Source organism: Pseudomonas sp. AK-TSAG1-1 (assembly GCF_056821665.1).
In genome coordinates this window covers 1,090,893-1,116,039 of sequence record NZ_CM165965.1, presented here as the reverse complement: position 1 = coordinate 1,116,039, position 25,147 = coordinate 1,090,893, and the positions used below count along the sequence as shown (strand labels likewise).

Here is a 25,147-nt window from a genome sequence, read left to right as displayed (position 1 = left end):
GGAATCGCTATTTTTCCTTCGGGCTCAAGTCCTTATTCTGAGCGGGCTTTCACGGCACATGCCGCAAAGCACGAAGCCCCTGGCCGCTGAGCAATTCGCGCCATGCGCCGACCGATTTCAGATGAGTCGAATCGTCGATTTATCGCCCCGGTGTTCACTGACGTTGATTTGTAGCTCCTTGATCCAACGTCTTACCTTGGCCGCTGCGTTTGCAGCGGCCTTTTTTATGCCTGCTGAAAAGCAGGCATCCCGTCCTACAAGAAATCTCCGAAGATTCCATCAGAAACTTCTTATTGCAAAGAAGTACAGCACCCCGCCCTTTTCCAAAGCCTCGAAAGTTCATTCAAGACAACAAGCATTAACTCACGAACTTATCAGACTTCTTAACTCAGGCTTTGTTGTAACTTAAAACGATTCAAACATCCTCTGACAACAAGGGTCGCTTGTCAGCGGCATGGCTATGCCACAGCACCACAACTTCATCACGCACATTCAAAAGGATATGAATATGCAAAACCCACCGAAGCCGCCCAATACTTCCAGGCCAGGTTTTCTTGAAATCGATACCGCACTCGAAATAAAAGGTGTGGCGCCTGACCATATGCGGCCTGGCCCACGCACTTCGAATGACAATCGCGCCGGTCCAATCGGTCACGGCGTTAGTGCCTACAATCAGAACCTGCAAAAAATACGTACAACTAATCAGGCACTCGAGCAGGACTATCAAAACAGACTTGGCCAACTACCTAATGCCATTGAAAGCGAACTTGCAACCGTCAGATCCGAAGGCGCCACTCATCCACTGGCACCCGTGCAGTCCATCATCAGGGAGCTTGGCGTACTGCACACACTGGCCCAACGCAAGGCAAACGAGTTTCACCGCAAGACGGTGACAGCCCATGAGTTTTATGGCGGCGATCCATTCAATCGGCATGTCAACGAATTCATGGTCAAGGCCACGACGATGGAGAAATGGCCGGGGCCCAATGGCATCGCCATGCAAGCGCTGCAAAGGTCGCTGCAGGCAGCCAATGATGCCCGCGTGGCGGCCCACGTTCTGCAGTCACTCAACCAGCGCACGACCGACCTGCAAAATACCCTGGCGATGTTGCAAGCGGCGGAACAGTCGCGACTGGCGGCAGAACGTATTGCCGCCGAACAGGCCCGAATCCAGGCCCAAGCCAAAGCGCAGGCCGAGGCGCTGGCTCAGTTGCAGGCTCGCGAAAACGCGCGCCTTGCAGCTTTGGCCGAAGCAGAACGGCAGGCGGAATTGCTCAGGATCGAAGCTGAGCGACTGAAACTCGATCGGCAACTGGCAACACTTGAAATCCGCAGCGTCTTTCCTGCTTCAGCCATTGCTACTTCGGGCCCGAGCTTTGCTATCGCCGCGACGGCCATAACACTCTCACCCGAAAAAGGCCTCGCGATACAAACGGCATTGCGCTCTGCCGTGCAAATCGTCACTGCAGCCAGCACTGCAGCGTTGGGCTCAGCGCTCCTCGGTTTCGCGGCACTGCTGATGCCATCTCGATTGGGTAACGGCGAACGCTTCGTGATGAGCGTGCCGCTCGCAGAACTGACAATGGAAAACACCGAGACCCTGCGAGAGATCGCCGATCGTCAGGGCTCCGTGGATCTTCCAGTAGGACTGGGCTTCAGATCCATCGGCAGCGGCACAGAAGTGTTCGCTGTTACCACCGACGGATTCGACCTTCATACAGATGTTCCCGTGCTGAGCGCCGACTACAACGGGCAGAGCGATCTTTACCAGATTGCCATGCCGGGTTCGCCGGACGATTTCCTGACCTGGACGCCAGCAGTCACACCGGACAACAGTTCCACTCTCCTGCCGTCCGCTGAAACGCCGATCACGCCATACAGCGGCGCCTCGATCATTCCCATTGAAGGGCGCCTGGATCTGCATCCCATCGTGGTGGAGGGCTGGGAGCGTTTCATCATCGTCTTTCCGGACGACTCGGGGATTGCACCGCTGTATGTGGTGTTCAGCAGTCCATATGAGGGTGCCACCGTCAAAGGTAAATTCAGTGGCCGAGCATTCAATCCGGAGCAAGCGGGTGGATCGATACTTGATCTGGATTGGCGTGCGACTGCCATTACTCGCAAAGGGATCGATGCGGTAAAACTGCACACCGCCCGCTTAAGCCAATCGGATGCCAACGACATCATGATTGAACGTCTGGAAAAAATACTGGGTGGATACTGGGAGATTACTGATACAGACTTGCGCTACTACACTCATGAAATAAGAGAACTTGAGCGTTACAGGGCATTCGGTTACAGCGACGAAACATCACCTTCCGACCAGTCCCCAATATGGAACAACGCGCACACGGCGGCCTTGGAAGACTACAAGCTCGGCAGCGAACTGACACTTCTCTATACCGAGGGCGCCATGAATGCGATGAATATGCAAGATCAAAGAGAATACGAAAAAGACATCAGGAGTTTTGGCCAATGAACACTGTCGAAAAAATAATCAGAAATGAGCCCGTGTCCGAGGTAATTTCACTCTTTGCCCTGATGTGGCCGGCGATGCGCATTGACAATATGTATGGACGATATCGCACCGAGGTAATTTCAGAAGGCATATTGATGGACACTTACAACTCGTTATTCAAAAACGGAGTACTTTCTATTGATGCGAATGGGAAAACCGTTAAAGGTCCGAACTGGATAGCACCGACGTTCGTGACGGAAAAGCGCTACGAGTAATCAACAAGAAGCCACCCGGCAATTATCTGGAAGCCGGGTGGCCCTGCATGCCTAAAGCGAATACTTCTGCAAATTCGCCATCATTTCCTTCAACGCCTCGATATTGTCCTTCGGGTGCGCAGCGCCTTCGAAGTCGCAGATCTGCTGCCAGCGCGCCGCCACATCTTCCGGCGAGAAACCCACCCGAGGATCGAACCCGGCGCCGAGGCTGCGCTCCCAGCGCACCTTGCCCATCCAGCCACCCCCTACTTCGAACAAGCCGGACGTTTCCTGGCACTGCTCGCTGGCCAGGTACACCACCAGCGGGCTGACCAGTTCTGGCTTGAGCTGTTCGAACACTTGCGGCGGGATCAGGCCTTCGGTCATGCGCGTGCCGCCAGTGGGCGCGATGGCGTTGACCAGGATGTTGTTCTTGCGACCTTCGATGGCCAGGGTTCGGGTCAGCCCGTAAAGGCCGAGTTTGGCCATGCCGTAGTTGGACTGGCCGAAGTTGCCGTAGATGCCCGAGGTCGAAGCGGTGAAGATCACCCGGCCATAGTTTTGCTCGCGCAGGTGCGGCCATGCGGCACGAGTCACTTTGTAGGCGCCTTCAACGTGAACGCGATAGACCAGATCCCAGTCGGCGTCATCCATCTTGTGGAAGGTCTTGTCGCGCAGAATTCCGGCGTTGTTCACCACCACGTCGACCCGGCCATAGACATCGAGGGCGTTCTGCACCAGTTTGTCGCCGTCGGTGACCGAGTCGTGGTTGGCCTCGGCGATACCGCCGGCCTGACGAATTTCCGCCACTACGCGATCAGCGGCAGAGGCGTTGGCACCTTCACCCTGGGTCGAGCCGCCGAGGTCGTTGACCAGCACTTTGGCGCCGTGCCGGGCGAACAGCAAAGCGTGCGCCCGACCCAGGCCACCACCGGCTCCGGTGACGATCACGACTTTATCTTCGAAGCGTACGGACTCATTCATCGGGGGCAACTCCAGCAGGCCGAGGGACAATGACCCCGAGTGTCAGGCACGGGGCTTTGGGTCACAACGAACACGGCTGGGGCTGAATGGTGGGCGATAAGGCAGGGGGATGATGAGCAGCGTGGCGGGAGGAGCAAACTCCTCCCGGTGTGATCACGAGCACGCGACCTTGCGCGGCGGCAACTCCAGGCGCTCGCGAAACGCCAGATAATGCTTGAGCACCTGAACCGGCGCTTCGATCTGCGGGTAGTGGCCGATGCCCGGTAACAACACCGTGTCGGCGTCAGCAATCAACTCGCGGTAACGCTTGACCATGTGCGCACCGGAGATCGGATCGACTTCGCCATCGATCACCCGCAGCGGCACTTCATCGCGCTGCATGGCCGTCACCCAGCGGTCGCGCTGCACCCGGCGCTCGGGAATGTAGCTGATCAGTTTGTGCATGATGCGCGGACCGCGATGGGTCTCGATCAGGCTCCAGAAATCATCCAGCTCGCTTTCCGTGGGGCTGGTCTGCGGACCGAAGATCTGGCGAAAACTTTTTACCAGGCCATCACGGGTGAAGGCACGGCCGATCATCCAGCCCAAAGGGCTGAGCAACAGCTTTTGCATCAGCACCGGGCGATGGGTTTCCGGGAACAGCCCGCCGTTGAGGAACACGCAACTGGCGACTTCGATCTGGTTTTCGTAATGCCGGGCAAGCAACTCCTGGGCAACGCTGTCGCCGTAATCGTGCGCCAGTACATGGATCGGTTGTTCGACCTGCAGATGCGCCAACAACGCTTGCTGCAGGTCGGCCTGTTCCAACAGGCTGTAGCTGTGATTCAACGGTTTGGCCGAATCACCGAAACCGAGCATGTCGCAGGCAATCACCCGATAACGCTGGGCCAGTGGCTGCCACAGGTAATGCCAGTCCCAACTGGCCGTCGGGAAACCGTGGATCAGCAGCAGCGGCTCACCCTGCCCCGCCGTCCAGTAACGGATCGACTGGCCACGAAAGACAAACGTCCGGCTGCGTTTGCGCCAGACACACAGAGGAATCTCGGCAAGAGGCATCAGAGTTTATATCCGGGGTCTTGTTTATCGAGTTTGCGCAGCAGCGCCGGCCAGGCCAGCGCGCCACCCATGCCTTGAGCACTTTTGGTGACGCCGGCAATCATCGCTTTGGCGCCCGCGAGAATCTGCGGTTCGATGGCGATCAGTTCAGCGCCACCGGTCTGCGCCATGACCTGAATGTCACAGGCGCGCTGGAAGGTGAACATCATCAGAAACGTGTCGGCGATGGTGCCGCCACAGGTCAGCAACCCGTGGTTGTGCAGCATCAGGAAATTGTTCTCGCCCAGATCGGCCTGCAAGCGGGCCTTTTCTTCGTGATTCAGCGCCACGCCTTCGTAGGCGTGACAGGCCAGGCTCGACAGCACGAACAGCGACTGCTGACTGATCGGCAGCACGCCCTGCTTTTGCGCCGACACTGCGACACCCGAGGCGGTGTGGGTATGCAGCACACACACCACATCGTGCCGCACTTCGTGCACGGCGCTGTGAATGGTGTAACCGGCGGGATTGATTTCATAAGGGCTGTCCATGAGCTTGTTGCCGGCCTGATCGACTTTGACCAGGCTCGACGCGGTGATCTCATGGAACATCAAGCCGAACGGATTGATCAGAAAATCTTCGGTGCCCGGGACCTTGGCGGAAATGTGGGTGAAGATCAGATCGTCCCAGCTATGCAGCGCGACCAGACGATAACAGGCGGCGAGATCGACCCGGGTCTGCCATTCCGCGGCACTGACCTGGTCTTTGACATTAAGGGACGATTGGACGGGGGCTACGCTCACTGTATGCACCTCTGCGTTCTTGTTGTCTGGCACGTGTCAGCAGTCTAGTCAGCTCCCGGGACTCACGTAGTTGCATTGCCAGCCAGCTTGATGACTGAACGAGTCAGCAATGCAGACAGCTTGGATCCATGTCAAAGCAGCGACGCCAATAAAGGTGCGGCGAACAGGTTGAGCAGTCCGGTCAAGACCATCACCAGCCCCGCCACCGAACCTTCTTCACCGCCCACTTCATGGGCGCGACTGACGCCGGCACCGTGCGCGCCGACACCGAACAGCGCCCCCCGCGCCAGGGCACTGCGCAACGGCAACCACTTGAGCAGCACGCCGCCGAGCATCGCACCAAAGACCCCGGTGAACATCACGAACACCGCGGTCAGTTCCGGCACGCCGCCCAGATCCTGCGCCAGCGGCATGGCGAACGGCGTGGTGATCGAGCGCGGCACCAGCGACATCGTTACCGAACTGTCCAGCGCCAGCGCCCTGGCCAGGCCAAACGAGGTGGCGATCGACGCGGCACTGCCAGCGAGCATGCCGAGCAGCAGCGCTGACCAATGCTGCATCAGCAACCGTCGTTGCTGCCAGATCGGTACGGCGAAGGCGACCGTGACCGGGCCGAGCACCAGCATCAACCAGTGGGTGTTGCTGGCGTATTCGGCATACGCGGTGTGCAGCGGCACGGCGAGGGCCAGCAACAGCGCCGGCACCAGAATCAGCGGCGACAGCAAATAACGTCCAGTGCGCCGATAGATCCAGCGACTGAACAGGTACGCCAGCAAGGTGAAGGCGAGCCAGAACATCGGCATCAATTCAAGCTTCATGGGAACGCCTCATTCGCACGGCCAGTTCCACCGTGAACGCGGTCACCAGCATCACCATCAGGGTACTGGCAGCGATCACCAGCACGATCCGCCAGCCGTCATTGCGCAGCAGCGCGCCGTAGTCGAGCAGGCTCATCAACGCCGGAATAAAGAACAGCAGCATCTCGGCCATCAGCAGCCCCGCACCCAGTTGCAGCGCCGCCGGTTTGACCCAGCCGACGGCGAACGCCAGCAGCAACAGGGCCATACCGATCACCCCACCGGGAATCGGCCAGGCCAGCCATGCGGCGAGTTGGCAGCCGAGCAGGTAGAGGCCGAGCAACACAGCCAGTTCGACCAACAGACGGGAAAGATGCTTTAGGGGGGCGGGTTTCATGGTTTTGGCTCCTGACAGGGGCTTATTTTACGAAGCCGACTGCCATCCCTGAAGCGAATTGTTAGACTCAACACCATTCCAAAATGGAATCAGGCAATGGAATTCAAACAGCTACGCAGTTTTGTCGAAGTCATGCATCAGGGCGGCTTTACCCAGGCGGCAAAAACCCTGCACATCAGCCAGTCGGCGGTGAGTAAACAAGTCGCGCAGCTCGAACAGAGTCTGGGCACGCCGCTACTCGAGCGGCTGGGTTCGCAACTGCGCCTGACCGCTGCTGGCAGTGTGGTGCTGCAACGCGCCGAAGGCATGTTGCGCCTGCGCAATGAACTGCTCAGGGAGCTGGATGATCTGAGTCACCTGGCGCGCGGCGAGTTGCGGCTCGGCTTGCCGTTACTGGGCAGCGACGCGCTGTTCGCCGGGCTGTTTGCCGAATACCGGCGGCGCTATCCGAACATCAGCATTCAACTGCTTGAAGGAGGCAGTCGCAACGTTGAGCAGGCGGTGCTGAGTGGCGAACTGGAATTGGGCGGCAGCCTGTTGCCGAAAGACCCGCAATTCGACTTTCAGCCGTTCTGCGACGAGAAACTCGATGCGCTGCTGCCGGTGGATCATCCGCTGGCGGCACGTGGCGAGATCGGATTGGAGGAGTTGGCCGAGACGCCGTTCCTGCTGTATCAGCGCAGCTTCGTGCTCAACGATCGGCTGCTGCAGGCCTGCCAGCAAATGGGTTTTACACCAAAGGAAGGCGGGCGCAGCGGACAGGCGGATTTTCTCGTGGCACTGGTGGCCGCCGGGCAAGGCGTGGTGCTGCTGCCCAGCGTGGTCGCCCGGGCACTTGAGCGCCCGGGCGTGGTGCGCCTGACCTTGCGCGCGCCGGATTACCTGCGCTGGGACATCGCTTTCATCTGGCGTCAGGGCGCCTATCTGTCGAAAGCCGCCCAGGCTTGGCTGGCATTGTTGCGCGAGCGCGCAATCAGCCCTTGAGGGCGCTGATCAATTGCGCCAGCCATGGCTCGGCGTCGGTTTCCGGCGTCACGCTTTCGCTGGCGTCCAGACGCAGCATCTCCTGCACTTCGCGCACGCCCAGCTCAGCGAACAACTCGCGCAGCATCTCGCCGCCGCCACAGAAGGTATCGCCGTAACTGGCATCGCCCAGACCGATCACCGCACCCGGCAGACCGCGCCAGGCCATTGGCAACTGATCGCGAATGCTGAAATACAATGGCTGCAGGTTGTCCGGCAGTTCGCCCATGCCGGTGGTCGAAGTCACTGCAAGAAACGCTTCCGGGCCAAATGCCTGGATATCGGCCAGGCTGGCGCGTGGGTTGTAGAAGGTTTCAAAACCGGCGTCTTTCAGCAGGTTCTGCGCGTGACGGGCGACTTCTTCGGCCGTGCCGTAAACCGAGCCGGAGAGGATGGCGACTTTCATCAATCTGATCCTGAAGCTGAAAAAAATGAGCCGGGATAGTAGCAGCCCGATACAAAAGCCGCGATCCGCACTCAATTAGCGGTGATGGCCAGTAGACAGCGGCGTTGGAACTTCTAGAATGCCAGCCACCATCAACACTGAATGGATTCATTGATGATCAACGCCAGTCTGCTGCAAATGGTGATCAACGCGTCGAACGACGGGATCGTGGTCGCAGAGAAGGAAGGGGAACAGGACAACATCCTGATCTATGTGAACCCTGCCTTCGAGCGCCTGACCGGTTACACCAGCGAAGAGATTCTCTACCAGGACTGCCGTTTTCTGCAGTCCGGAGACCGCGATCAGGCCAGCCTGACGCTCATTCGCGACACGTTGCGCAATGGCGGGTCGTGCCGGGAAATCCTGCGCAACTACCGCAAGGACGGCACGCCATTCTGGAATGAACTGTCGCTTTCTACGGTGAAAAATGCCGAAGACGGCCAGACTTATTTCGTCGGCGTGCAGAAAGACGTCACAGTGCAGGTCAAGGCGCAGCAACGCGTCGCACAGCTGGAAGCGCAGGTTGCCGCCTTGCAAGCCGAACTCGCCGCGCTGAAAACGACGAACGGCGCAAACAAAACTGCGAACTAAGTGTCAGTAACTACAATCACCAATGACTTTGTAACTATTTCTTTCGAGCCAGGCCATGCAACGCGACGCACTCCTGACCCAGGATGAGCTGGATTTCATCCAGACCATGCAGCACAACCCGCAGCTCAATGTGCGGGATGCAACGTCGAGCCTGCTAGTCAATGGTGGTTCGCAGATCCGTGACTTGCTCACGCGCCTGGCCGCTCACGAACAAGTGACGATCCAGGCCAACTTCGAAAACCAGCAAATGACTTTCCCGCTGCATTTGGTGGAAGACGAATTCCACGCGTTGCACTTGCGCCTGGGCGTGCCAAGCATTTACGAGGACGGGCCGATGGTTCGCCCGTGGCGGCTGACTCTGGAAGAGCCGGTGGCGCTGGAAAACGCCAAGGGCCAACCGGGCATGATGTGGGTGCACGAGGTGTCGCACAAAGGCGTGCTGCTGGAAATGCGCAACAAGACCAAACCGCCGAAGCATTTCGCCTTGTGGTTCAGTCCTTCAGGTTATGAGCGGATTTCCCTGCGCGGCAATTTCGAGCGGGAAACCGAGCACGGCTTCTACGCCTATGAGCTGAGCCAGACTGATGCCGATGAAACTGAACGTCTGCGCCAGTTCATTCTGCAACAACACCGTCTGACCCATCCCGCCCTGCACACCTGAGTTTCAGGTATCGAGTTTGCCCGCAAGGAATTGCGTCATGCGCTGCTGCATTGTCGCCCCTTCGTTACCCAGGCAGCCGATTGAAGAACCGGCCAATGCGTCTTGCGCCAGGTCTGCCGCATCCCCAGCCAGCAACAACTGACAATCGAGACTCAGCGCCAGCCGATTCAGACGTCGCGGCAGCTCCGTCGTCGGTGCATGGTTGGAAAACAGCACCAGCGCCTGGGGTTTGATCTTCTCGCAGACCAGCGTCAATTCGTCGAACGGCTGCCCCGTCGTCAGCACGCGCACACCGGTTTCTCCACCGCTGAGAAACAGCGCAGCCACCAACAACTCGAGTTCACGGCACTCCCCGGCCAAGTCACTGACGATGATCCTGCGCGGCTGCGACTTGCGTAACACCATGATCCGCCCCAGGACCCGGGTACGCAGGAAGCCATCGAGAAACAGCCATTCACTGGTTTGCCCGAAGGCTTCACGATGCTGGAGCAGGCGTCGCCACAGCGGCAGCACTATGTCCTGAAACACCACCGGCAACGGGTAGGAAGCAAAGATCTGCGAGTAGACCCGATCCAGTTCCAGATCGTCGAAAGCGCTGACCGCGCACTGCATCTGGTCTTGCCATTGTTGATAGTCCGCCGTCACCTGGTCATCGGAAATGATGTGCGCCAGTGCCTTCAGCGGCTCGGTCTTGGCCAGAATCTTGCCAACCTTGCTGACCGCCACTCCACGGTCGATCCACTCGACAATGCTGCGCACACGCTCAATATCGGTCATCGAATACAGCCGATGCCCACTTTCGGTGCGTACCGGCTCAATCAAACCGTAGCGACGCTCCCATGCCCGCAGCGTGACCGGATTCACCCCGGTCAGCCGTGACACTTCACGAATGGGGAACAGCTCTTCACGCTCGAGCGCGACAGATGCCTGCGAGGCAGGGTTAACGTCCGTGATAACAGCCATTTGCAGGTGAGTCCGCTCGATTGATTTGGATCCCATTCTACATCCGATGCACGTCATCGGTTCAACCCATGAACAGAGACGAAAGTCTCTGAAACTGTCATCAAAATCAGGAATAATCCTTGCTTGTTGAAAAGCGCAGGCACCTACCCCCAGCCTGCGTATTGCGAAACTCCTACCCGGAGCGACGCACTCGGAAATACGGAGATACACAATGTCTACTTCCCCTGTCACGCTGATGGTTGCGCGTCGCGTCGCCGACGGCCGCTATCAGGACCTGATTGCCTGGTTGCGCGAAGGCGAACAACTGGCCACTGACTTTCCCGGTTACCTGGGTTCCGGCGTGCTCGCTCCGCCGCCCGGTGACAACGAATTCCAGATCATTTTCCGCTTCGTCGACGAGCAGACCCTGCACGCCTGGGAGCACTCGGCCTCACGCACCGCCTGGCTGGCGCGAGGCAGCGATCTGTTTGCGCATCCCAAAGAGCATCGGGTCAGCGGCATCGAAGGCTGGTTCGGCGCAGCGGGCCAGCGACCACCGCGCTGGAAACAGGCCGTGGCGATCTGGCTGGCGTTCTTCCCGGTGTCGCTGCTGTTCAACTTTGTCCTCGGGCCCTTGCTCGGCGAGTTGAGCCTGTTGCCTCGCGTATTGATCAGCACGGCGTGCCTGACACCGCTGATGGTTTATTTCTTTATTCCGCTGTCGACACGGTTGCTGGCCGGTTGGCTGAACAGCGTTCCGGCACGTCGACTGCCTGTTGAACCGGTCTCTCAAAACCGTTGAGATTCCATGTGGGAGCGGGCTTGCTCGCGAAAGCGGTGTGGCATTCAACAATGCCGATGACTGATACACCGCTTTCGCGAGCAAGCCCGGCTCCCACAAAAGCACAACACCCGTCTTGCGATAGGTGGGCAACCCGCGTCGCTGTTATAGTTTTGCTCTCACCGCGACGCGAGCCGTTCATGACCACTTCTTCCGCCCCGATCCTCATTACCGGTGCCGGCCAGCGTGTCGGCCTGCACTGTGCGCGGCGCCTGCTCGAAGACGGCCATCGCGTCATCTTCACTTACCGCAGCGAACGTCCGGGCGTGCAAGCCCTGCGTGATCTTGGCGCTGTCGGGGTGTTCGCGGACTTTTCCAGCGAAGCCTCCATTCTTGCCTTCATCGAAGAATTGAAAACCCATACCGACAACCTGCGCGCCATCATCCACAACGCTTCCGAGTGGCTGGCGGAAACTGTGGACAACGAAGCCGACGCCTTTGTGCGCATGGTCAACGTGCACATGCTCGCGCCCTACCTGATCAATCTGCACTGCGCCGACCTGCTCAAGCGCTCGACGCCTGCAGACATCATCCACATCAGCGACGACGTCACCCGCAAGGGCAGCAGCAAGCACATCGGTTATTGCGCCAGCAAGGCCGGGCTCGACAGCCTGACCCTGTCCTTCGCCGCGCGTTATGCGCCAGTGATCAAGGTCAACGGCATTGCGCCGGCCCTGCTATTGTTCAATCCCGACGACGACGCGGCGTACCGTGCCAAGGCCCTGGCGAAATCCGCGCTGGGCATCGAGCCCGGCAGCGAAGTGATCTACCAGAGCCTGCGCTATCTGCTCGACAACCCCTATGTCACTGGCACGACCCTGACCGTCAACGGCGGACGGCACGTCAAATAAGCTGCTGCGCGAGGACCTCCCATGACCCGTTCCCTGCCCGAGAATTACCGCGAGATCCTGATCGGCCTCGGTGAAGACCCAGACCGCGAAGGCCTGCTCGATACGCCCGTGCGCGCGGCCAAAGCCATGCAATACCTGTGTCATGGCTACGAACAGAGTGTGGATGAGATCGTCAACGGCGCGCTGTTCGCCTCCGACAGCGACGAGATGATCATCGTCGCCGACATCGAGTTGTACTCGTTGTGCGAACATCACCTGCTGCCCTTCATCGGCAAGGCGCATGTGGCTTATATTCCAACGGGCAAGGTGCTGGGGCTGTCGAAGATCGCGCGGCTGGTGGACATGTTCGCCAGGCGCCTGCAGATTCAGGAAAACCTCACCCGGCAAATCGCCGATGCAGTACAGCAAGTCACCGATGCCGCCGGTGTTGCGGTGGTCATCGAGGCCCGGCACATGTGCATGATGATGCGCGGCGTCGAGAAACAGAATTCGACCATGAACACCTCGGTCATGCTCGGCGCGTTCCGCGACTCGAGCAACACCCGCCAGGAGTTCCTGCAATTGATTGGACGGAGCAAGTAAATGTCACAACTTCAACCGGGAATGGCGCGCATCCGGGTCAAGGATCTGCGCTTGCGCACCTTTATCGGGATCAACGAGGACGAGATCCTCAACAAACAGGACGTGCTGATCAACCTGACCATCCTGTACGCCGCGCAGGAAGCGGTGCGTGACAACGACATCGATCACGCACTGAACTACCGCACCATCACCAAGGCGATTATCGCCCACGTGGAGGGCAATCGCTTTGCGTTGCTCGAACGTCTGACCCAGGAGTTGCTGGATCTGGTGATGACCAACACCGCCGTGCTGTACGCCGAAGTCGAAGTCGACAAGCCGCATGCACTGCGATTTGCCGAGTCGGTGTCGATTACCCTCGCCGCCAGCCGCTGAGTGCGTCTGGCGCTTCAAGCGTCAGACTTTTATCATCCGCGCCACGATTTGACTGCACAGAGCCCATCATGACCGAGCAACAACGCCTCGAACTCGAAGCCGCCGCCTTCCGCCGGCTGGTCGCCCACCTGGACAGCCGCAAGGATGTGCAGAACATCGACCTGATGAACCTTGCCGGTTTCTGCCGCAACTGCCTGTCCAAGTGGTACAAGGCCGCCGCCGATGAACAGCAGATCGAGGTCAGCCTCGACGACGCCCGTGAAGTGGTATACGGCATGCCCTACGCCGAGTGGAAAGCCCAATACCAGCAAGAAGCCAACGCCGAACAACAGGCGGCGTTCGCCAAAGGAAAACCCAATGAGTGATTTGAACACCCTGCGCGCCAGCCTCAAGAGCGGCGAACACGTTTTCGCCGACACCCTGGCCTTCATCGCCGCCGGTTACGACTACCAGCCGCAAGCATTCAACAACGGCGGCGTGGAAAACGCCGCCGGGCAGAACGAAGGTTCGTGCAAGACGTTGGGTCTGGCGCTGCTGGAAGGCCTGAGCGATGAGGAAGCGCTGCTGGCATTCGGCGAGCATTACCGCTCGGTACTGGCGACGCCTGAAGGCAGCGACCACGGCAACATTCGGGCGCTGATCCAGCACGGTCTGGCTGGCGTCAAATTCACCGCCCAACCCCTGACCCGCCGCTGATTTCAGTCGCAGCCCCAATCGCCCAGTGGGAGCGGGCTTGCTCGCGAAAGCGCTGTGTCAGACACCCAAAATATTGCCTGACACGACGCCTTCGCGAGCAAGCCCGCTCCCACACTGGTCAGGCGGTGTAGCTGAAAATGAGGGTATAAAAAAACCGGCCGAAGCCGGTTTTTTTGTATCTGCGATTTAGAACGAAGCGTTCTGCAGACCGTCCAGGTAACGCTCGGTGTCCAGTGCCGCCATGCAGCCGGCGCCGGCCGAGGTGATGGCCTGACGGTAAACGTGGTCAGCCACGTCACCGGCGGCGAAGATGCCTTCGACGCTGGTTGCAGTGGCGTTGCCGTCACGGCCGCCCTGCACCACCAGATAACCGTCTTTCAACGTCAACTGACCTTCGAACAGCGAAGTGTTCGGAGTGTGGCCGATAGCGATGAACACGCCGTCGACCTTGATTTCGTCGAAGCTGCCATCGTTGTTCTTCAGGCGCGCACCGGTCACGCCCATGTTGTCGCCCAGCACTTCGTCGAGGTTGGCGTTCAACTTGAGGATGATCTTGCCTTCGGCCACGCGGGCGTTGAGCTTGTCGATCAGGATCTTCTCGGCGCGGAAGGTTTCGCGACGGTGGATCAGGGTCACGGTGCTGGCGATGTTGGCCAGGTACAGCGCTTCTTCAACAGCGGTGTTGCCGCCGCCCACCACAGCCACTGGCTTGTTGCGGTAAAAGAAACCGTCGCAGGTTGCGCAGGCCGAAACGCCTTTGCCCATGAACGCCTCTTCCGACGGCAGGCCCAGGTAGCGAGCGCTGGCGCCGGTGGCGATGATCAGCGCATCGCAGGTGTAGGTCGCGCTGTCGCCGGTCAGGGTGTATGGCTTGGCGGCGAAGTCCACGGCGTTGATGTGATCGAAAACGATCTCGGTTTCAAAACGCTCGGCGTGCTCGCGCATCCGCTCCATCAGTGCCGGGCCGGTCAGACCGTGCACGTCGCCCGGCCAGTTGTCGACTTCGGTGGTGGTGGTCAGTTGACCGCCGGCCTGCATGCCGGTGATCAGCAGTGGCTTGAGGTTGGCACGGGCGGCGTAGACCGCAGCGCTGTAACCGGCAGGGCCGGAACCGAGAATAATCACTCGCGAATGACGGACTTCAGACATGACCTGCTCCTGTTGACCGGGCCGAAAGACTGGCGCGGAACGCCGGACTGCCGGCGGGAATAAAAAAGGACTGTGGATAACCTTGGGGAAGGCATGAGCTCGACAGTCCTGTAAAAAGTTGGGTGCAGCGTATCGAGGGGGGCAAGATTAAGGAAATACGGTTTAACAATCCAGCTCATAGGTGGTCTCTATGCGCAGACACTGACGAGATGGACGTCTTTGTTACAGTCAATGTCGATCGCTCTGCCGCGCTTTCGCACGTGTTGCAAAGCCGGTAAGGTCGGCGCGTTTTCCCTTGCTCGGAGCACCCTATGCCCGCCCCTGTCCTGTCCGGCCCGCAATACCTGCGCGAAGGCCTCAAACTGGTCCTCAGCCCCGGCCTGCGCCTGTTTGTGTTGCTGCCGCTGGCGATCAACCTGGTGCTGTTCGTCGGATTGATCTATCTGGCCGGCCATCAGTTCAGCCTGTGGGTCGACAGCCTGATGCCGTCGCTGCCCGACTGGCTGAGCTTCCTCAGCTACATCCTCTGGCCGCTGTTCGTGGTGCTGGTGGCACTGATGGTGTTTTTCACCTTCACCATGCTGGCCAACGTCATCGCCGCGCCGTTCAACGGCTTTCTCGCGGAAAAGGTCGAAGTGGTGGTGCGCGGCACCGACGACTTCCCGGCGTTCAGCTGGGGCGAACTGATCGCGATGATCCCGCGCACCCTCGCCCGGGAAATGCGCAAACTCGGCTACTTCCTGCCGCGAGCGATCGGCCTGTTCATCCTCTCGTTCATCCCGGTGGTGAACATCGTCGCCGCGCCGCTGTGGCTGCTGTTCGGCGTGTGGATGATGGCGATCCAGTACATCGACTACCCGGCGGACAACCACAAACTGGGCTGGAACGAGATGCTCGCCTGGCTGCGCCAGAAGCGCTGGCAGAGCATGAGCTTCGGCGGCATCGTCTATCTGGTGCTACTGATCCCGGTGGTCAACATCCTGATGATGCCAGCCGCCGTTGCAGGTGCGACGTTGTTCTGGGTGCGTGAACGCGGCGCGGAGAACCTCGTCACCCAGCGCTGAACCGGTCACGGACAGACCGGTCACAAATCCATCATCCGAACGTCACAGGCACGACATGGCCTCAGCCGACACTGAGGTCATGACGACAGCTCTACATATCACCCTGATCAGCGAAACCTTCCCACCGGAAATCAACGGGGTGGCCAATACCCTTGGCCGCTTGTGCGATGGATTGCGCGCGCGTGGGCATCAGGTGGAGCTGGTGCGGCCGCGTCAGGCGGGCGATCCGCAGCGCACCGAGGATGACGCGCTGTTGCTGTGTCGGGGTTGGCCGCTGCCCGGGTATCCGGGGCTGCAATGGGGCCAGTCGTCGATGCACAAGCTGTTGCGACGCTGGAAGCGCCATCGCCCGGACGTGCTGTACATCGCCACGGAAGGCCCGCTCGGCTTGTCGGCATTGCGTGCAGCGCGGCGCCTGGGGATCTCGGTGGTCAGTGGCTTTCACACCAATTTCCAGCAGTACACCAACCAGTACGGGCTGGGTTTACTGACGCGCTTGCTGACCCATTATCTGCGCTGGTTCCACAACCGCTCGGCGATGACTCTGGTGCCGAGTATCAGCCAGCGCCTGGAGCTGGAGCGCCGGCATTTCGACCGCCTCGCCTTGCTCTCCCGAGGCGTGGACAGCCAGTTATTTCACCCGGCCAAGCGGCTGAACGGATTGCGTGAGCAATGGGGCCTGAGCGAGCAGGACATTGCGGTGATTCACGTAGGACGTCTGGCCCCAGAGAAGAATCTGGGCCTGCTCAAGCGCTGCTTCGACAAACTCCGCAGCACTTATCCACAGCGCAACCTGAAGCTGATTGTGGTCGGCGACGGACCGCAACGGCTTGCGCTGGAAAAGGACCTGTCGGAGGCGATTTTCTGTGGTTCGCAACGCGGCGAAGCGCTGGCGGCGCACTACGCCTCGGGCGATTTGTTTCTGTTTCCGAGCATGACCGAAACCTTCGGCAACGTGGTGCTCGAAGCACTGGCTTCAGGTCTGGGCGTGGTGGCTTACGATCAGGCGGCAGCGGCGCAGCACATCCGCCATGGCTACAACGGCATGTTGGCGATGCCCGGTGATGAAGAGGCGTTCTGCGATGCGGCGGCGTGGTTGCTGGAAGAGGATGAAACGTTGCGTTGCGTGCGCCTGAATGCGCGCCAGCATGCCAGTCGCCAGGGCTGGGCGGCGATCATCGAGCAGTTTGAAAAGCATTTGCGCGGGGCGTGTGTCGGGGAGCAAGTTGTACCGCATGCGCAGACATTGCCCTGAATCCTTGCAGACTTCAGAACCGCCTTCGCGAGCAGGCTCGCTCCCACAGGGGGATCTTCGGTGAACACCAGAGAAACCTGTGGGAGCGAGCCTGCTCGCGAAGGAGCCGGTGAAACCGCCGCTTAAACCAGCGTCATCAACGCCTCACGGCTGAACGGCAAGATGTCCTGCTCACGCCCTTCGCGGACTTTCAGCGCCCAGTCCGGATCCACCAGCAGCGCGCGGCCTACCGCCACCAGGTCGAACTCGTCGTTGTTCAGACGCTCCAGCAGTTTCTCCAGACTGGCCGGCTGCGCGACCTTGTCGGTGTTGACCATGAACTGCAGGAACTCGCCATCCAGGCCGACGCTGCCGACAGTAATGGTAGGCTTGCCGGTCAGCTTGCGCGTCCAGCCGGCCAGGTTCAGCTCGGAACCGTCGAACTCCGGCTCCCAGAAGCGCCGCGTCGAGCAGTGAAAAATATCCACACCGGCCTCGGCCAGCGGTTTGAGGAACTCACCCAACGCCTCCGGGGTTTGCACCAGCCGCGCGGTGTAATCCTGCTGTTTCCACTGCGAGAAGCGGAAGATGATCGGGAAGCCTTCACCGACTGCCGCGCGCACCGCTTGAATCAATTCGATGGCGAAACGCGAACGGTTGGCCAGGCTGCCGCCATACTCGTCGGTGCGCTGGTTGCTGCCTTCCCAGAAGAACTGGTCGATCAGGTAACCGTGGGCGCCGTGGATTTCCACGCCGTCCATGCCGATGCTTTGCGCATCCCTGGCGGCTTGTGCAAACGCTGCAATCACATCCTGAATGTCTTGTTTGGTCATGCCGTGCACCACGACCTGACCTTCCTTGAGTTTTTCCGACGGACCATAACCCGGCACGCTGGCGTCCGGCTCGGTGCCGATGCGGCGAACGCTGCCCACGTGCCACAGTTGCGGAACGATCTTGCCGCCCTCGGCATGCACCGCGTCGACGACTTTTTTCCAGCCGGCCAACGGTGCTTCACCAAAGAACTGCGGCACGTTCGGATAGCCGTTGGAGGCGATGTGGCCAACGGTGGTGCCTTCGGTAATGATCAGGCCGACGCCGGCAGCAGCCCGACGACGGTAGTATTCGATGACTTTTGAGTTCGGTACGCCGCCCGGAGAAAACGAGCGGGTCATTGGCGCCATGACCACACGGGTCGGCAGTTCGAGGGCACCGAGATGGAACGGTTTGAACAGGGCTTGAACAGGCATCGGGAAGCTCCACGAAAACGTTATCGACAGGCATGAACCTATATGACGGCGATAATATGCAGGACTGCACCCGGGCGATAGCACTATTGATCAGAATGATTAAGGCTCAAAAGGCAGGCGAAAAAAATCGCAGCCCGAGGGCTGCGATCCGCTTGTTTCAGCTCAGCGCTTTTTCAATCGCATGAACAATGCTCGGATCATCCGGCGCCGTGCGCGGTGAGAACCGCGCCAATACACGGCCGTCCTTGCCGAGCAGGAACTTCTCGAAATTCCAGGTGATGTCACCGGGGAACTCCGCGCCCTCGCCCGCCAGCAGGCGGTAGAGCTGATGGCGCTCGTGGCCGTTGACTTCGAGCTTGCTCGACAACGGAAATGTCACACCGTAGTTGAGGCTGCAGAACTCTTGAATTTCCTGTTCTGTACCGGGTTCCTGACCGGCAAACTGGTTGCACGGCAGGCCCAGCACACTGAAACCTTTGCCTTTGAACTGCTGATAGAGGTTTTCCAGCGCCGCGTACTGTGGGGTCAAGCCGCATTTGGAGGCGACGTTGACCACCAGCACGACTTGGCCCTTGAAAGGCGCCAGCGGTAGCTCCTGACCATCCAGGGCTGTCAACTTAAGGTCGTGAAAAGCACTCATGACGTACTCCAGGATTCCCGTGTTCTACTCGAAACAGCCACTTGGCGAGACCACCAAGGACAGCCGCGGACTAAAAAGGCGCCCGCAGGCGCCTCTCCAGTACTCGAAGCTTAGCGCAGAAAATCAGTGGTGATGGCCACCTTCGCCATGGACGTGACCATGAGCGATTTCTTCCTGGCTGGCGTCACGGATATCAACGACCTTCACTTTGAAGTTCAGGCGCTGACCGGCCAGTGGGTGGTTGCCGTCGACGGTAACGTCGTCGCCGTCCAGGTCACGGATGGTCACGATCTGCATCTGGCCGTCCGGCGCCGAAGCGTGGAACTGCATGCCGACTTCCAGCTCGTCAACGCCTTCGAACATGCTGCGGCTCAGGGTGCTGACCAGTTCGGCAGCGTATTCGCCGTAAGCGTCTTCCGGTTCAACGGAGACTTCCAGTTCGTCACCAACAGCTTTACCTTCCAGGGCTTTTTCCAGGCCCGGGATGATGTTGCCTGCGCCTTGCAGGTAGACCAGCGGAGCGCCGCCGGCGGAGCTGTCGATGACCTCACCAGCGTCGTTGGTCAGGGTATAGTCGATGGAGACAGCCTTATTGGCGGCGATCAGCATGGGGCGAGACCTTTTGCATAAGAATATAGAAAGGCCAAGTTTAGCGAAGCAATCGCGCGAAAGCGAACACAACCCTGACAAACGGGGTTCGACGATCGAAGGCTTCCATCAGGACGAAGACGGACACTGGGTGGCCGAGCTTTCCTGTGGCCACACTCAGCACCTTCGTCATCAGCCGCCATGGCAATCGCGCACCTGGGTTCTGGACCCGGCGCAACGTATTGAAAAAATAGGCCAACCCTTTGCCTGCGGTTGGTGCGCACAAGGCTCGGTTAGCGATAACCTTGGCGACTGAATTTCGGTAGATGGCCAGCCATAGGGCCTTCACCATTGCCATGCACCCTTAGAGAATCCGCATGCAAACTTTTTTTATCGCGCCCACCGATTTTGGCGTGGGTCTGACCTCCATCAGCCTCGGGCTGGTGCGTACCCTGGAGCGGGCCGGACTGAAAGTCGGCTTCTTCAAACCGATTGCCCAGCCACATCCGGGCGACACTGGCCCTGAACGCTCCACCGAACTGGTAGCGCGTACCCACGGCCTGAAACCGCCGCAGCCACTGGGCCTGGCGCATGTCGAGCGGATGCTTGGCGACGGCCAGCTCGATGAACTGCTAGAAGAAATCATTGCCCTGTATCAGCAGGCCGCCATCGGCAAAGACGTGCTGGTGGTCGAAGGCATGGTGCCGACCCGCAGCGCCAGTTATGCCGCGCGGGTCAATCTGCACCTGGCGAAAAGCCTGGATGCCGAGGTGATTCTGGTCTCGGCGCCAGAAAACGAAGTGCTCGCCGAACTCTCCGGTCGCGTCGAATTGCAGGCGCAATTGTTCGGTGGCCCGAAAGACCCGAAAGTCCTCGGCGTGATCCTCAACAAGGTCAAGACCGACGAGAGCATGGACGCCTTCGCCACGCGTCTGAAAGAACATTCGCCATTGCTGCGCAGCGGTGATTTCCGCCTGCTCGGCTGCATCCCGTTCCAGCCGGAACTCAATGCGCCGCGCACCCGTGACGTCGCCGACCTGATGGGCGCGCAGGTGCTCAATGCCGGTGACTACGAAACCCGGCGCATGACCAAAATCATTATTTGCGCGCGAACCATGCGCAACACCGTGGAGCTGCTCAAGCCCGGCGTGCTGGTGGTGACCCCGGGCGATCGCGACGACATCATCCTCGCGGTCAGCCTCGCGGCACTCAACGGCGTACCGCTGGCCGGCCTGTTGCTGACCAGCGACACCCTGCCCGACCCGCGCATCATGGACCTGTGTCGTGGCGCGCTGCAGGCCGGTTTGCCGGTGCTTTCGGTGAGCACCGGCTCCTACGACACCGCCAACCTGCTCAATGGCCTGAACAAGGAAATCCCCATCGATGACCGCGAGCGCGCGGAGATCATCACCGATTTCGTCGCCAGTCATCTCGATGCCAAGTGGCTGCACCAGCGCTGTGGCACGCCACGAGAAATGCGCCTGTCGCCAGCGGTATTCCGCTATCAACTGATTCAACGGGCGCAGTCGGCGAACAAACGCATCGTCCTGCCCGAAGGCAGCGAGCCACTCACCGTGCAAGCGGCGGCGATCTGCCAGGAGCGCGGAATCGCCCGTTGCGTGTTGCTGGCCAAACCCGAGGACGTCGAAGCCGTGGCCCGCGCCCAGGGCATCGAGCTGCCGCCAGGCCTGGAGATTCTCGATCCGGACCTGATCCGCGAGCGCTATATCGAGCCGATGGTCGCCCTGCGCAAAAGCAAAAGCCTCAATGCGCCAATGGCCGAACAACAGCTGGAAGACACCGTGGTGATCGGCACCATGATGCTCGCGCTGGATGAAGTCGACGGGCTGGTTTCGGGCGTGATCAACACCACCGCCAACACCATCCGCCCGGCCCTGCAACTGATCAAGACCGCGCCGGGCTGCACCCTGGTGTCGTCGGTGTTCTTCATGTTGTTCCCGGAAGAAGTGCTGGTCTACGGCGACTGCGTGATGAACCCGCACCCAAGTGCCACGGAGCTGGCCGAGATTGCCCTGCAAAGCGCCGACTCCGCTGCGGCATTCGGCATTACCCCGCGGGTGGCGATGATCAGTTACTCCAGCGGCGAATCCGCCAGCGGTGAAGAAGTCGAGAAGGTGCGCGAGGCCACCCTGCTCGCCCACGAGCAACAGCACTCGCTGCTGATCGACGGCCCACTGCAATACGACGCCGCCGCCAACGCAGAAGTCGCCCGGCAACTGGCGCCGAACAGCCAGGTGGCCGGACGCGCCACGGTGTTTGTGTTCCCTGACCTGAACACCGGCAACACCACCCACAAAGCCGTGCAGCGCAGCGCCGATTGCGTCAGCCTCGGGCCGATGCTGCAAGGCCTGCGCAAACCGGTGAACGATCTGCCGCGCGGCGCGCAGGTCGACGACATCGTCTACACCATCGCCCTCACCGCGATTCAAGCTGCCAACCGACCTATGGATGTGTAAATGCTGGATTTTCTCCCCGCACCGCTGCGCGGCGTGATCGCCTCACTGCTGTTGGCGCTCAATACGATACTGCTGTGCTCGTTTCTGTTCTGTGTGGCGCTGATCAAAGTGCTGCCCTTCGACCTCGCCCGACGCGCCTCGCTGTGGCTGATGAGCCACACCCACGAGGCATGGATCAGCAACAACAAAGCCTGGATGAACCTGGTGCGGCGCACGCGCTGGCACATCAGCGGCCTGCAAGGGCTCGACTATCAGCACTCGTATCTGATCACCAGCAACCATCAGAGCTGGGTCGACATTCTGGTGCTGCAGTACGTGCTCAACCGGCGTATTCAACCGCTGAAATTCTTCCTCAAGCAGGAGCTGATCTGGGTCCCGGTGATCGGTCTGGCGTGGTGGGCGCTGGGCTTTCCGTTCATGAAGCGCTACTCCAAGGCGTATCTGGAAAAGCATCCGGAGAAGAAAGGCAAAGACCTGGAAACCACCCGCAAGACCTGCGCAAAATTTCGCGATAACCCGGTAGGAATTTTCAACTTCGTCGAAGGCACGCGGTTCACCGAAGGCAAGCATGCGCAGCAGCAGTCGCCGTTCAAATACCTGCTCAAGCCCAAGGCTGGCGGCATTGCCTTTGTGCTGGATGCGATGGGTGAACAGCTGGAATCGATCGTCAACGTGACCATTCACTATCCAGGCGGCCGCCCGGGGTTCTGGGACCTGCTGTGCGGCAATGTGCGCGACGTGGTGGTGCACTTTGAAGAACTGAAAATCCCGCAGCAATTCATCGGCAAGAACTACGATCAGGACGGCGAATACCGCCTGCAGTTTCAGGGCTGGATCAATCAGCTGTGGCAGGACAAGGATGCGCTGCTGGAACAGATGCACCGCGAATACCCGGAGCGCCGCTGACTCGGGATGATCTGTGCTGAACACCCTTGTGTATTCAATAGAGACCCCATGTCTTGCTCGCGAAAACGGTGGATCAGCCGGCAACGATGCTGAATGACACACCGCCTTCGCGAGCAGGCCCGCTCCCACAGTTTTGACCGAGTTGGCCCGAAACAAAAAGCCCGCCGATGATTGCTCATCGGCGGGCTTTTTGTTTTCAGCTAACGCTTAGATCGCGCCACGCTTGCGCAGCAGATCGAGCACTTGCTTGACGCTTTCTTCCAGCGACAGCGACTGGGTGTCGATCACCAGATCAGCATTCAGCGGCACGTCATACGGGAAGGATTCGCCCGGAATGTTATCGCCACCGGCAGCATACAGCCCTTGCGGATCACGCTCGGCACACACAGCAGGCGAAGCCTGCACGTAGACGGTCAGCAGACGATCCTTGCCGATCAGGTCCTTGGCCTGTTCACGACCTTCAGCACTCGGCGCGACGAACGCGGCCAGGGTCAGCAGACCGGCTTCGTTGAACTGACGCGCCACGTGCGCGGCACGACGCCAGTTCTCGGTACGGCCGGCACGATCCTGTGGCAGACCTTTGTTCAGGTCGTGACGCAGGTTCTGCCCGTCGAGCACAAACACCGCACGGCCCATGTCGAACAACTTGCGCTCGACGGCGTAGGCCAGCGTGCTCTTGCCCGCGCCTGACAGGCCGCTGAACAGCACGGTCGCCGGTTGCTGACCGAAACGCTGTGCACGTTCTTCGGTAGCCACATGGGCCAGCTTGCCGTGGTGCGTGGCGGTACCGTGGCTCACAGGCTGAGCGACGATCATGCCGGCGCCGACGGTGCCGTTGGTCAAGCGGTCGATGATGATGAACGCGCCGGTGGTGCGGTTGCTGTCGTAACCGTCGAGGGCGATCGGTGCGTCGAGCGCGATCTTCACCTTGCCGATTTCGTTGAGCTGCAGTGCGCTCGCAGGACCTTCTTCCAACGTATTCACGTCGACCTTGTTGACGATGCTGGCGATGGAGCCCGGCACGTAACTGGTGGCGCGCTTGATGTCGTATTTCTTGCCCGGCAGCATCGGTTCTTCAGCCATCCACACCAGCATCGCTTCGAAGCTGTCGGTGACCGGCGGCACGTTGTCGGCATGCACCAGCAGGTCGCCCCGGGAGATGTCGATTTCGTCTTCCATGGTCAGCGTCACCGCTTGACCAGGACCGGCGTGCTCCAGCTCGCCTTCGAAGGTGACGATGGATTTCACGCGGCTGCTCTTGCCCGACGGCAGAACAACCACTTCGTCGCCCTTCTTGACGATGCCGCTGGCGAGGGTGCCGGCGAAACCGCGGAAATTCAGGTTAGGACGGTTGACGTACTGCACCGGGAAACGCAGATCGGTGAAGTTGCGGTCGCCCGCCACTTCCACGGTCTCGAGAATTTCCATCAGCGACTGACCTTTGTACCAAGGCGAGCGCTCGGATTTGTTCACCACGTTGTCGCCCTTCAGCGCCGACATCGGCACGAAGTGCATGCTGGTCGGCTTCATCTTCAAGCCTTCGGCGAACTTCAGGTAGTCGGCCTTGATCGACTCGAACACGCCTTCGTCGAAGTTCTTGAGGTCCATCTTGTTGATGGCGACTACGATGTGCTTGATGCCGAGCAACGAGGCGATGAAGCTGTGGCGACGGGTCTGGGTCTGCACGCCGTAGCGGGCGTCGACCAGGATGATCGCCAGGTCACAGGTGGACGCACCGGTGGCCATGTTGCGGGTGTACTGCTCATGGCCGGGGGTGTCGGCGATGATGAATTTGCGCTTGGCGGTGGAGAAGTAGCGGTAGGCGACATCGATGGTGATGCCCTGCTCACGCTCGGCCTGCAGACCGTCGACCAGCAACGCCAGGTCGATGTCGTCACCGGTGGTGCCGACTTTCTTCGAATCGCGGGTGATGGCTTCCAGGTGATCTTCGTAGATCATCTTGGAGTCGTGCAGCAGGCGCCCGATCAGGGTGCTCTTGCCGTCATCGACGTTACCGCAGGTCAAAAAGCGCAGCAGCTCTTTACGTTCGTGCTGGCCCAGGTAGGCGAGGATGTCCTCGCTGATCAAATCAGATACGTGCGACATGACA

General features: G+C 59.8%; 28 protein-coding genes. 16 read left to right on the top strand and 12 right to left on the bottom strand.

Translation table 11 applies throughout. From position 1 onward, the window contains the following. The first annotated feature begins 508 nt into the window (after nucleotides 1-508). Nucleotides 509-2,479 carry an S-type pyocin domain-containing protein gene (locus AC1UK9_RS05015; RefSeq protein ID WP_482579623.1) on the top strand — a complete coding sequence of 657 codons (1,971 nt, stop codon included), beginning with the start codon at nucleotides 509-511 and terminating at the stop codon, nucleotides 2,477-2,479. Continuing rightward, nucleotides 2,476-2,733 carry a hypothetical protein gene (locus AC1UK9_RS05010; RefSeq protein WP_025109418.1) on the top strand — a complete coding sequence of 86 codons (258 nt, stop codon included), beginning with the start codon at nucleotides 2,476-2,478 and terminating at the stop codon, nucleotides 2,731-2,733. The genes AC1UK9_RS05015 and AC1UK9_RS05010 overlap by 4 nt, the downstream gene beginning before the upstream one ends. A gap of 51 nt (nucleotides 2,734-2,784) precedes the next feature. Here AC1UK9_RS05010 and AC1UK9_RS05005 read toward each other — a convergent pair whose 3' ends face one another. From AC1UK9_RS05005 to AC1UK9_RS04985, 5 genes are all read right to left on the bottom strand, one after another. Then, nucleotides 2,785-3,696, bottom strand: coding sequence for an SDR family oxidoreductase (locus AC1UK9_RS05005; protein ID WP_482579622.1), 912 nt, complete (start codon nucleotides 3,694-3,696; stop codon nucleotides 2,785-2,787). A 153-nt stretch (nucleotides 3,697-3,849) separates the two neighbouring features. Then, nucleotides 3,850-4,752, bottom strand: coding sequence for an alpha/beta fold hydrolase (locus AC1UK9_RS05000; protein ID WP_482579621.1), 903 nt, complete (start codon nucleotides 4,750-4,752; stop codon nucleotides 3,850-3,852). Continuing rightward, a complete protein-coding gene (locus AC1UK9_RS04995) occupies nucleotides 4,752-5,534 on the bottom strand; it encodes a class II aldolase/adducin family protein (RefSeq protein WP_482579620.1) in 783 nt (260 codons plus the stop codon). The genes AC1UK9_RS05000 and AC1UK9_RS04995 overlap by 1 nt, the downstream gene beginning before the upstream one ends. 131 nt (nucleotides 5,535-5,665) lie before the next feature. Beyond that, complete coding sequence (locus AC1UK9_RS04990; protein ID WP_025109422.1) at nucleotides 5,666-6,352, bottom strand: LrgB family protein; 687 nt, start codon at nucleotides 6,350-6,352, stop codon at nucleotides 5,666-5,668. Next, complete coding sequence (locus AC1UK9_RS04985) at nucleotides 6,342-6,728, bottom strand: CidA/LrgA family protein (protein WP_482579619.1); 387 nt, start codon at nucleotides 6,726-6,728, stop codon at nucleotides 6,342-6,344. Before AC1UK9_RS04985 ends, AC1UK9_RS04990 begins: the two co-directional genes overlap by 11 nt. A gap of 96 nt (nucleotides 6,729-6,824) precedes the next feature. Here AC1UK9_RS04985 and AC1UK9_RS04980 point away from each other — a divergent pair, with 96 nt between their 5' ends. Then, the gene (locus AC1UK9_RS04980; protein WP_025109424.1) at nucleotides 6,825-7,712 is read left to right on the top strand and encodes a LysR family transcriptional regulator; all 888 of its coding nucleotides are present in this window, start codon (nucleotides 6,825-6,827) and stop codon (nucleotides 7,710-7,712) included. Here the strand turns inward: AC1UK9_RS04980 and AC1UK9_RS04975 are convergent. Next, nucleotides 7,702-8,157, bottom strand: a complete 456-nt coding sequence (locus AC1UK9_RS04975) for a flavodoxin (protein WP_473014503.1) — start codon at nucleotides 8,155-8,157, stop codon at nucleotides 7,702-7,704. The genes AC1UK9_RS04980 and AC1UK9_RS04975 overlap by 11 nt on opposite strands. Before the next feature lie 153 nt (nucleotides 8,158-8,310). Between AC1UK9_RS04975 and AC1UK9_RS04970 the strand changes: the two genes are divergently transcribed. After that, nucleotides 8,311-8,787: a PAS domain-containing protein gene (locus AC1UK9_RS04970; protein ID WP_473014502.1), complete on the top strand. Its 477-nt coding sequence runs from the start codon at nucleotides 8,311-8,313 to the stop codon at nucleotides 8,785-8,787. Nucleotides 8,788-8,842: 55 nt separating this feature from the next. Next, nucleotides 8,843-9,448, top strand: coding sequence for a hypothetical protein (locus AC1UK9_RS04965; RefSeq protein WP_025109427.1), 606 nt, complete (start codon nucleotides 8,843-8,845; stop codon nucleotides 9,446-9,448). A gap of 3 nt (nucleotides 9,449-9,451) precedes the next feature. Here the strand turns inward: AC1UK9_RS04965 and AC1UK9_RS04960 are convergent, their stop codons facing one another. Continuing rightward, nucleotides 9,452-10,411 (bottom strand): MerR family transcriptional regulator, encoded by a 960-nt coding sequence (locus tag AC1UK9_RS04960; protein ID WP_482579618.1) that lies wholly within the window; start codon nucleotides 10,409-10,411, stop codon nucleotides 9,452-9,454. Nucleotides 10,412-10,622: 211 nt separating this feature from the next. Here AC1UK9_RS04960 and AC1UK9_RS04955 point away from each other — a divergent pair, with 211 nt between their 5' ends. From AC1UK9_RS04955 to AC1UK9_RS04930, 6 genes are all read left to right on the top strand, one after another. Further along, nucleotides 10,623-11,192: an antibiotic biosynthesis monooxygenase gene (locus tag AC1UK9_RS04955; RefSeq protein WP_482579617.1), complete on the top strand. Its 570-nt coding sequence runs from the start codon at nucleotides 10,623-10,625 to the stop codon at nucleotides 11,190-11,192. Between the two features lie 179 nt (nucleotides 11,193-11,371). Further along, nucleotides 11,372-12,082, top strand: a complete 711-nt coding sequence (folM, locus tag AC1UK9_RS04950) for a dihydromonapterin reductase (RefSeq protein ID WP_473014499.1) — start codon at nucleotides 11,372-11,374, stop codon at nucleotides 12,080-12,082. 21 nt (nucleotides 12,083-12,103) lie between these two features. Next, nucleotides 12,104-12,664, top strand: coding sequence for a GTP cyclohydrolase I FolE (gene folE, locus AC1UK9_RS04945; protein ID WP_025109431.1), 561 nt, complete (start codon nucleotides 12,104-12,106; stop codon nucleotides 12,662-12,664). Next, on the top strand, nucleotides 12,665-13,036 hold the full coding sequence (gene folX, locus AC1UK9_RS04940) for a dihydroneopterin triphosphate 2'-epimerase (protein ID WP_025109432.1): 372 nt from the start codon (nucleotides 12,665-12,667) through the stop codon (nucleotides 13,034-13,036). A gap of 68 nt (nucleotides 13,037-13,104) precedes the next feature. Further along, nucleotides 13,105-13,401 carry a DUF1244 domain-containing protein gene (locus tag AC1UK9_RS04935; protein WP_482579616.1) on the top strand — a complete coding sequence of 99 codons (297 nt, stop codon included), beginning with the start codon at nucleotides 13,105-13,107 and terminating at the stop codon, nucleotides 13,399-13,401. After that, nucleotides 13,394-13,732, top strand: coding sequence for a HopJ type III effector protein (locus AC1UK9_RS04930; protein ID WP_128615114.1), 339 nt, complete (start codon nucleotides 13,394-13,396; stop codon nucleotides 13,730-13,732). The genes AC1UK9_RS04935 and AC1UK9_RS04930 overlap by 8 nt, the downstream gene beginning before the upstream one ends. 186 nt (nucleotides 13,733-13,918) lie before the next feature. Here AC1UK9_RS04930 and trxB read toward each other — a convergent pair whose 3' ends face one another. Next, nucleotides 13,919-14,881 carry a thioredoxin-disulfide reductase gene (gene trxB / locus AC1UK9_RS04925; protein ID WP_003221727.1) on the bottom strand — a complete coding sequence of 321 codons (963 nt, stop codon included), beginning with the start codon at nucleotides 14,879-14,881 and terminating at the stop codon, nucleotides 13,919-13,921. A 311-nt stretch (nucleotides 14,882-15,192) separates the two neighbouring features. Here trxB and cysZ point away from each other — a divergent pair, with 311 nt between their 5' ends. Both cysZ and AC1UK9_RS04915 read left to right on the top strand, forming a co-directional pair. After that, a complete protein-coding gene (cysZ, locus tag AC1UK9_RS04920; protein WP_025109435.1) occupies nucleotides 15,193-15,945 on the top strand; it encodes a sulfate transporter CysZ in 753 nt (250 codons plus the stop codon). Between the two features lie 55 nt (nucleotides 15,946-16,000). Then, on the top strand, nucleotides 16,001-17,200 hold the full coding sequence (locus tag AC1UK9_RS04915; RefSeq protein ID WP_482579615.1) for a glycosyltransferase family 4 protein: 1,200 nt from the start codon (nucleotides 16,001-16,003) through the stop codon (nucleotides 17,198-17,200). A 122-nt stretch (nucleotides 17,201-17,322) separates the two neighbouring features. On the opposite strand, the gene AC1UK9_RS04910 is transcribed toward AC1UK9_RS04915, so the two are convergent. The 3 genes from AC1UK9_RS04910 to AC1UK9_RS04900 form a co-directional block, all read right to left on the bottom strand. Then, nucleotides 17,323-18,426: an NADH:flavin oxidoreductase gene (locus AC1UK9_RS04910; RefSeq protein WP_473014496.1), complete on the bottom strand. Its 1,104-nt coding sequence runs from the start codon at nucleotides 18,424-18,426 to the stop codon at nucleotides 17,323-17,325. 157 nt (nucleotides 18,427-18,583) lie between these two features. Continuing rightward, nucleotides 18,584-19,066, bottom strand: coding sequence for a glutathione peroxidase (locus tag AC1UK9_RS04905; RefSeq protein ID WP_025109438.1), 483 nt, complete (start codon nucleotides 19,064-19,066; stop codon nucleotides 18,584-18,586). Nucleotides 19,067-19,189: 123 nt separating this feature from the next. Then, nucleotides 19,190-19,675: an FKBP-type peptidyl-prolyl cis-trans isomerase gene (locus tag AC1UK9_RS04900; protein ID WP_025109439.1), complete on the bottom strand. Its 486-nt coding sequence runs from the start codon at nucleotides 19,673-19,675 to the stop codon at nucleotides 19,190-19,192. Between AC1UK9_RS04900 and AC1UK9_RS04895 the strand changes: the two genes are divergently transcribed. From AC1UK9_RS04895 to AC1UK9_RS04885, 3 genes are all read left to right on the top strand, one after another. Then, nucleotides 19,644-19,970 carry a DUF3565 domain-containing protein gene (locus tag AC1UK9_RS04895; RefSeq protein WP_081794848.1) on the top strand — a complete coding sequence of 109 codons (327 nt, stop codon included), beginning with the start codon at nucleotides 19,644-19,646 and terminating at the stop codon, nucleotides 19,968-19,970. The two genes, AC1UK9_RS04900 and AC1UK9_RS04895, sit on opposite strands and share 32 nt — an antisense overlap. A gap of 61 nt (nucleotides 19,971-20,031) precedes the next feature. Continuing rightward, nucleotides 20,032-22,131, top strand: coding sequence for a phosphate acetyltransferase (pta, locus tag AC1UK9_RS04890; RefSeq protein ID WP_473014494.1), 2,100 nt, complete (start codon nucleotides 20,032-20,034; stop codon nucleotides 22,129-22,131). Then, nucleotides 22,132-23,037, top strand: a complete 906-nt coding sequence (locus AC1UK9_RS04885; RefSeq protein ID WP_025109442.1) for an acyltransferase — start codon at nucleotides 22,132-22,134, stop codon at nucleotides 23,035-23,037. A 207-nt stretch (nucleotides 23,038-23,244) separates the two neighbouring features. Here the strand turns inward: AC1UK9_RS04885 and cysN are convergent, their stop codons facing one another. Then, the gene (gene cysN, locus AC1UK9_RS04880; RefSeq protein ID WP_482579614.1) at nucleotides 23,245-25,143 is read right to left on the bottom strand and encodes a sulfate adenylyltransferase subunit CysN; all 1,899 of its coding nucleotides are present in this window, start codon (nucleotides 25,141-25,143) and stop codon (nucleotides 23,245-23,247) included. Nucleotides 25,144-25,147 lie beyond the last annotated feature (4 nt).

What these genes read in the sequence shown, in the direction of transcription:
- AC1UK9_RS05015 (WP_482579623.1), top strand. Translation starts at nt 509, where the DNA reads ATGCAAAACCCACCGAAGCCGCCCAATACTTCCAGGCCAGGTTTTCTT.
- AC1UK9_RS05010 (WP_025109418.1), top strand. Translation starts at nt 2,476, where the DNA reads ATGAACACTGTCGAAAAAATAATCAGAAATGAGCCCGTGTCCGAGGTA.
- AC1UK9_RS05005 (WP_482579622.1), bottom strand. Translation starts at nt 3,696, where the DNA reads ATGAATGAGTCCGTACGCTTCGAAGATAAAGTCGTGATCGTCACCGGA.
- AC1UK9_RS05000 (WP_482579621.1), bottom strand. Translation starts at nt 4,752, where the DNA reads ATGCCTCTTGCCGAGATTCCTCTGTGTGTCTGGCGCAAACGCAGCCGG.
- AC1UK9_RS04990 (WP_025109422.1), bottom strand. Translation starts at nt 6,352, where the DNA reads ATGAAGCTTGAATTGATGCCGATGTTCTGGCTCGCCTTCACCTTGCTG.
- AC1UK9_RS04985 (WP_482579619.1), bottom strand. Translation starts at nt 6,728, where the DNA reads ATGAAACCCGCCCCCCTAAAGCATCTTTCCCGTCTGTTGGTCGAACTG.
- AC1UK9_RS04980 (WP_025109424.1), top strand. Translation starts at nt 6,825, where the DNA reads ATGGAATTCAAACAGCTACGCAGTTTTGTCGAAGTCATGCATCAGGGC.
- AC1UK9_RS04975 (WP_473014503.1), bottom strand. Translation starts at nt 8,157, where the DNA reads ATGAAAGTCGCCATCCTCTCCGGCTCGGTTTACGGCACGGCCGAAGAA.
- AC1UK9_RS04970 (WP_473014502.1), top strand. Translation starts at nt 8,311, where the DNA reads ATGATCAACGCCAGTCTGCTGCAAATGGTGATCAACGCGTCGAACGAC.
- AC1UK9_RS04965 (WP_025109427.1), top strand. Translation starts at nt 8,843, where the DNA reads ATGCAACGCGACGCACTCCTGACCCAGGATGAGCTGGATTTCATCCAG.
- AC1UK9_RS04960 (WP_482579618.1), bottom strand. Translation starts at nt 10,411, where the DNA reads ATGGCTGTTATCACGGACGTTAACCCTGCCTCGCAGGCATCTGTCGCG.
- AC1UK9_RS04955 (WP_482579617.1), top strand. Translation starts at nt 10,623, where the DNA reads ATGTCTACTTCCCCTGTCACGCTGATGGTTGCGCGTCGCGTCGCCGAC.
- folM (WP_473014499.1), top strand. Translation starts at nt 11,372, where the DNA reads ATGACCACTTCTTCCGCCCCGATCCTCATTACCGGTGCCGGCCAGCGT.
- folE (WP_025109431.1), top strand. Translation starts at nt 12,104, where the DNA reads ATGACCCGTTCCCTGCCCGAGAATTACCGCGAGATCCTGATCGGCCTC.
- folX (WP_025109432.1), top strand. Translation starts at nt 12,665, where the DNA reads ATGTCACAACTTCAACCGGGAATGGCGCGCATCCGGGTCAAGGATCTG.
- AC1UK9_RS04935 (WP_482579616.1), top strand. Translation starts at nt 13,105, where the DNA reads ATGACCGAGCAACAACGCCTCGAACTCGAAGCCGCCGCCTTCCGCCGG.
- AC1UK9_RS04930 (WP_128615114.1), top strand. Translation starts at nt 13,394, where the DNA reads ATGAGTGATTTGAACACCCTGCGCGCCAGCCTCAAGAGCGGCGAACAC.
- trxB (WP_003221727.1), bottom strand. Translation starts at nt 14,881, where the DNA reads ATGTCTGAAGTCCGTCATTCGCGAGTGATTATTCTCGGTTCCGGCCCT.
- cysZ (WP_025109435.1), top strand. Translation starts at nt 15,193, where the DNA reads ATGCCCGCCCCTGTCCTGTCCGGCCCGCAATACCTGCGCGAAGGCCTC.
- AC1UK9_RS04915 (WP_482579615.1), top strand. Translation starts at nt 16,001, where the DNA reads ATGGCCTCAGCCGACACTGAGGTCATGACGACAGCTCTACATATCACC.
- AC1UK9_RS04910 (WP_473014496.1), bottom strand. Translation starts at nt 18,426, where the DNA reads ATGCCTGTTCAAGCCCTGTTCAAACCGTTCCATCTCGGTGCCCTCGAA.
- AC1UK9_RS04905 (WP_025109438.1), bottom strand. Translation starts at nt 19,066, where the DNA reads ATGAGTGCTTTTCACGACCTTAAGTTGACAGCCCTGGATGGTCAGGAG.
- AC1UK9_RS04895 (WP_081794848.1), top strand. Translation starts at nt 19,644, where the DNA reads ATGGAGACAGCCTTATTGGCGGCGATCAGCATGGGGCGAGACCTTTTG.
- AC1UK9_RS04900 (WP_025109439.1), bottom strand. Translation starts at nt 19,675, where the DNA reads ATGCTGATCGCCGCCAATAAGGCTGTCTCCATCGACTATACCCTGACC.
- pta (WP_473014494.1), top strand. Translation starts at nt 20,032, where the DNA reads ATGCAAACTTTTTTTATCGCGCCCACCGATTTTGGCGTGGGTCTGACC.
- AC1UK9_RS04885 (WP_025109442.1), top strand. Translation starts at nt 22,132, where the DNA reads ATGCTGGATTTTCTCCCCGCACCGCTGCGCGGCGTGATCGCCTCACTG.
- cysN (WP_482579614.1), bottom strand. Translation starts at nt 25,143, where the DNA reads ATGTCGCACGTATCTGATTTGATCAGCGAGGACATCCTCGCCTACCTG.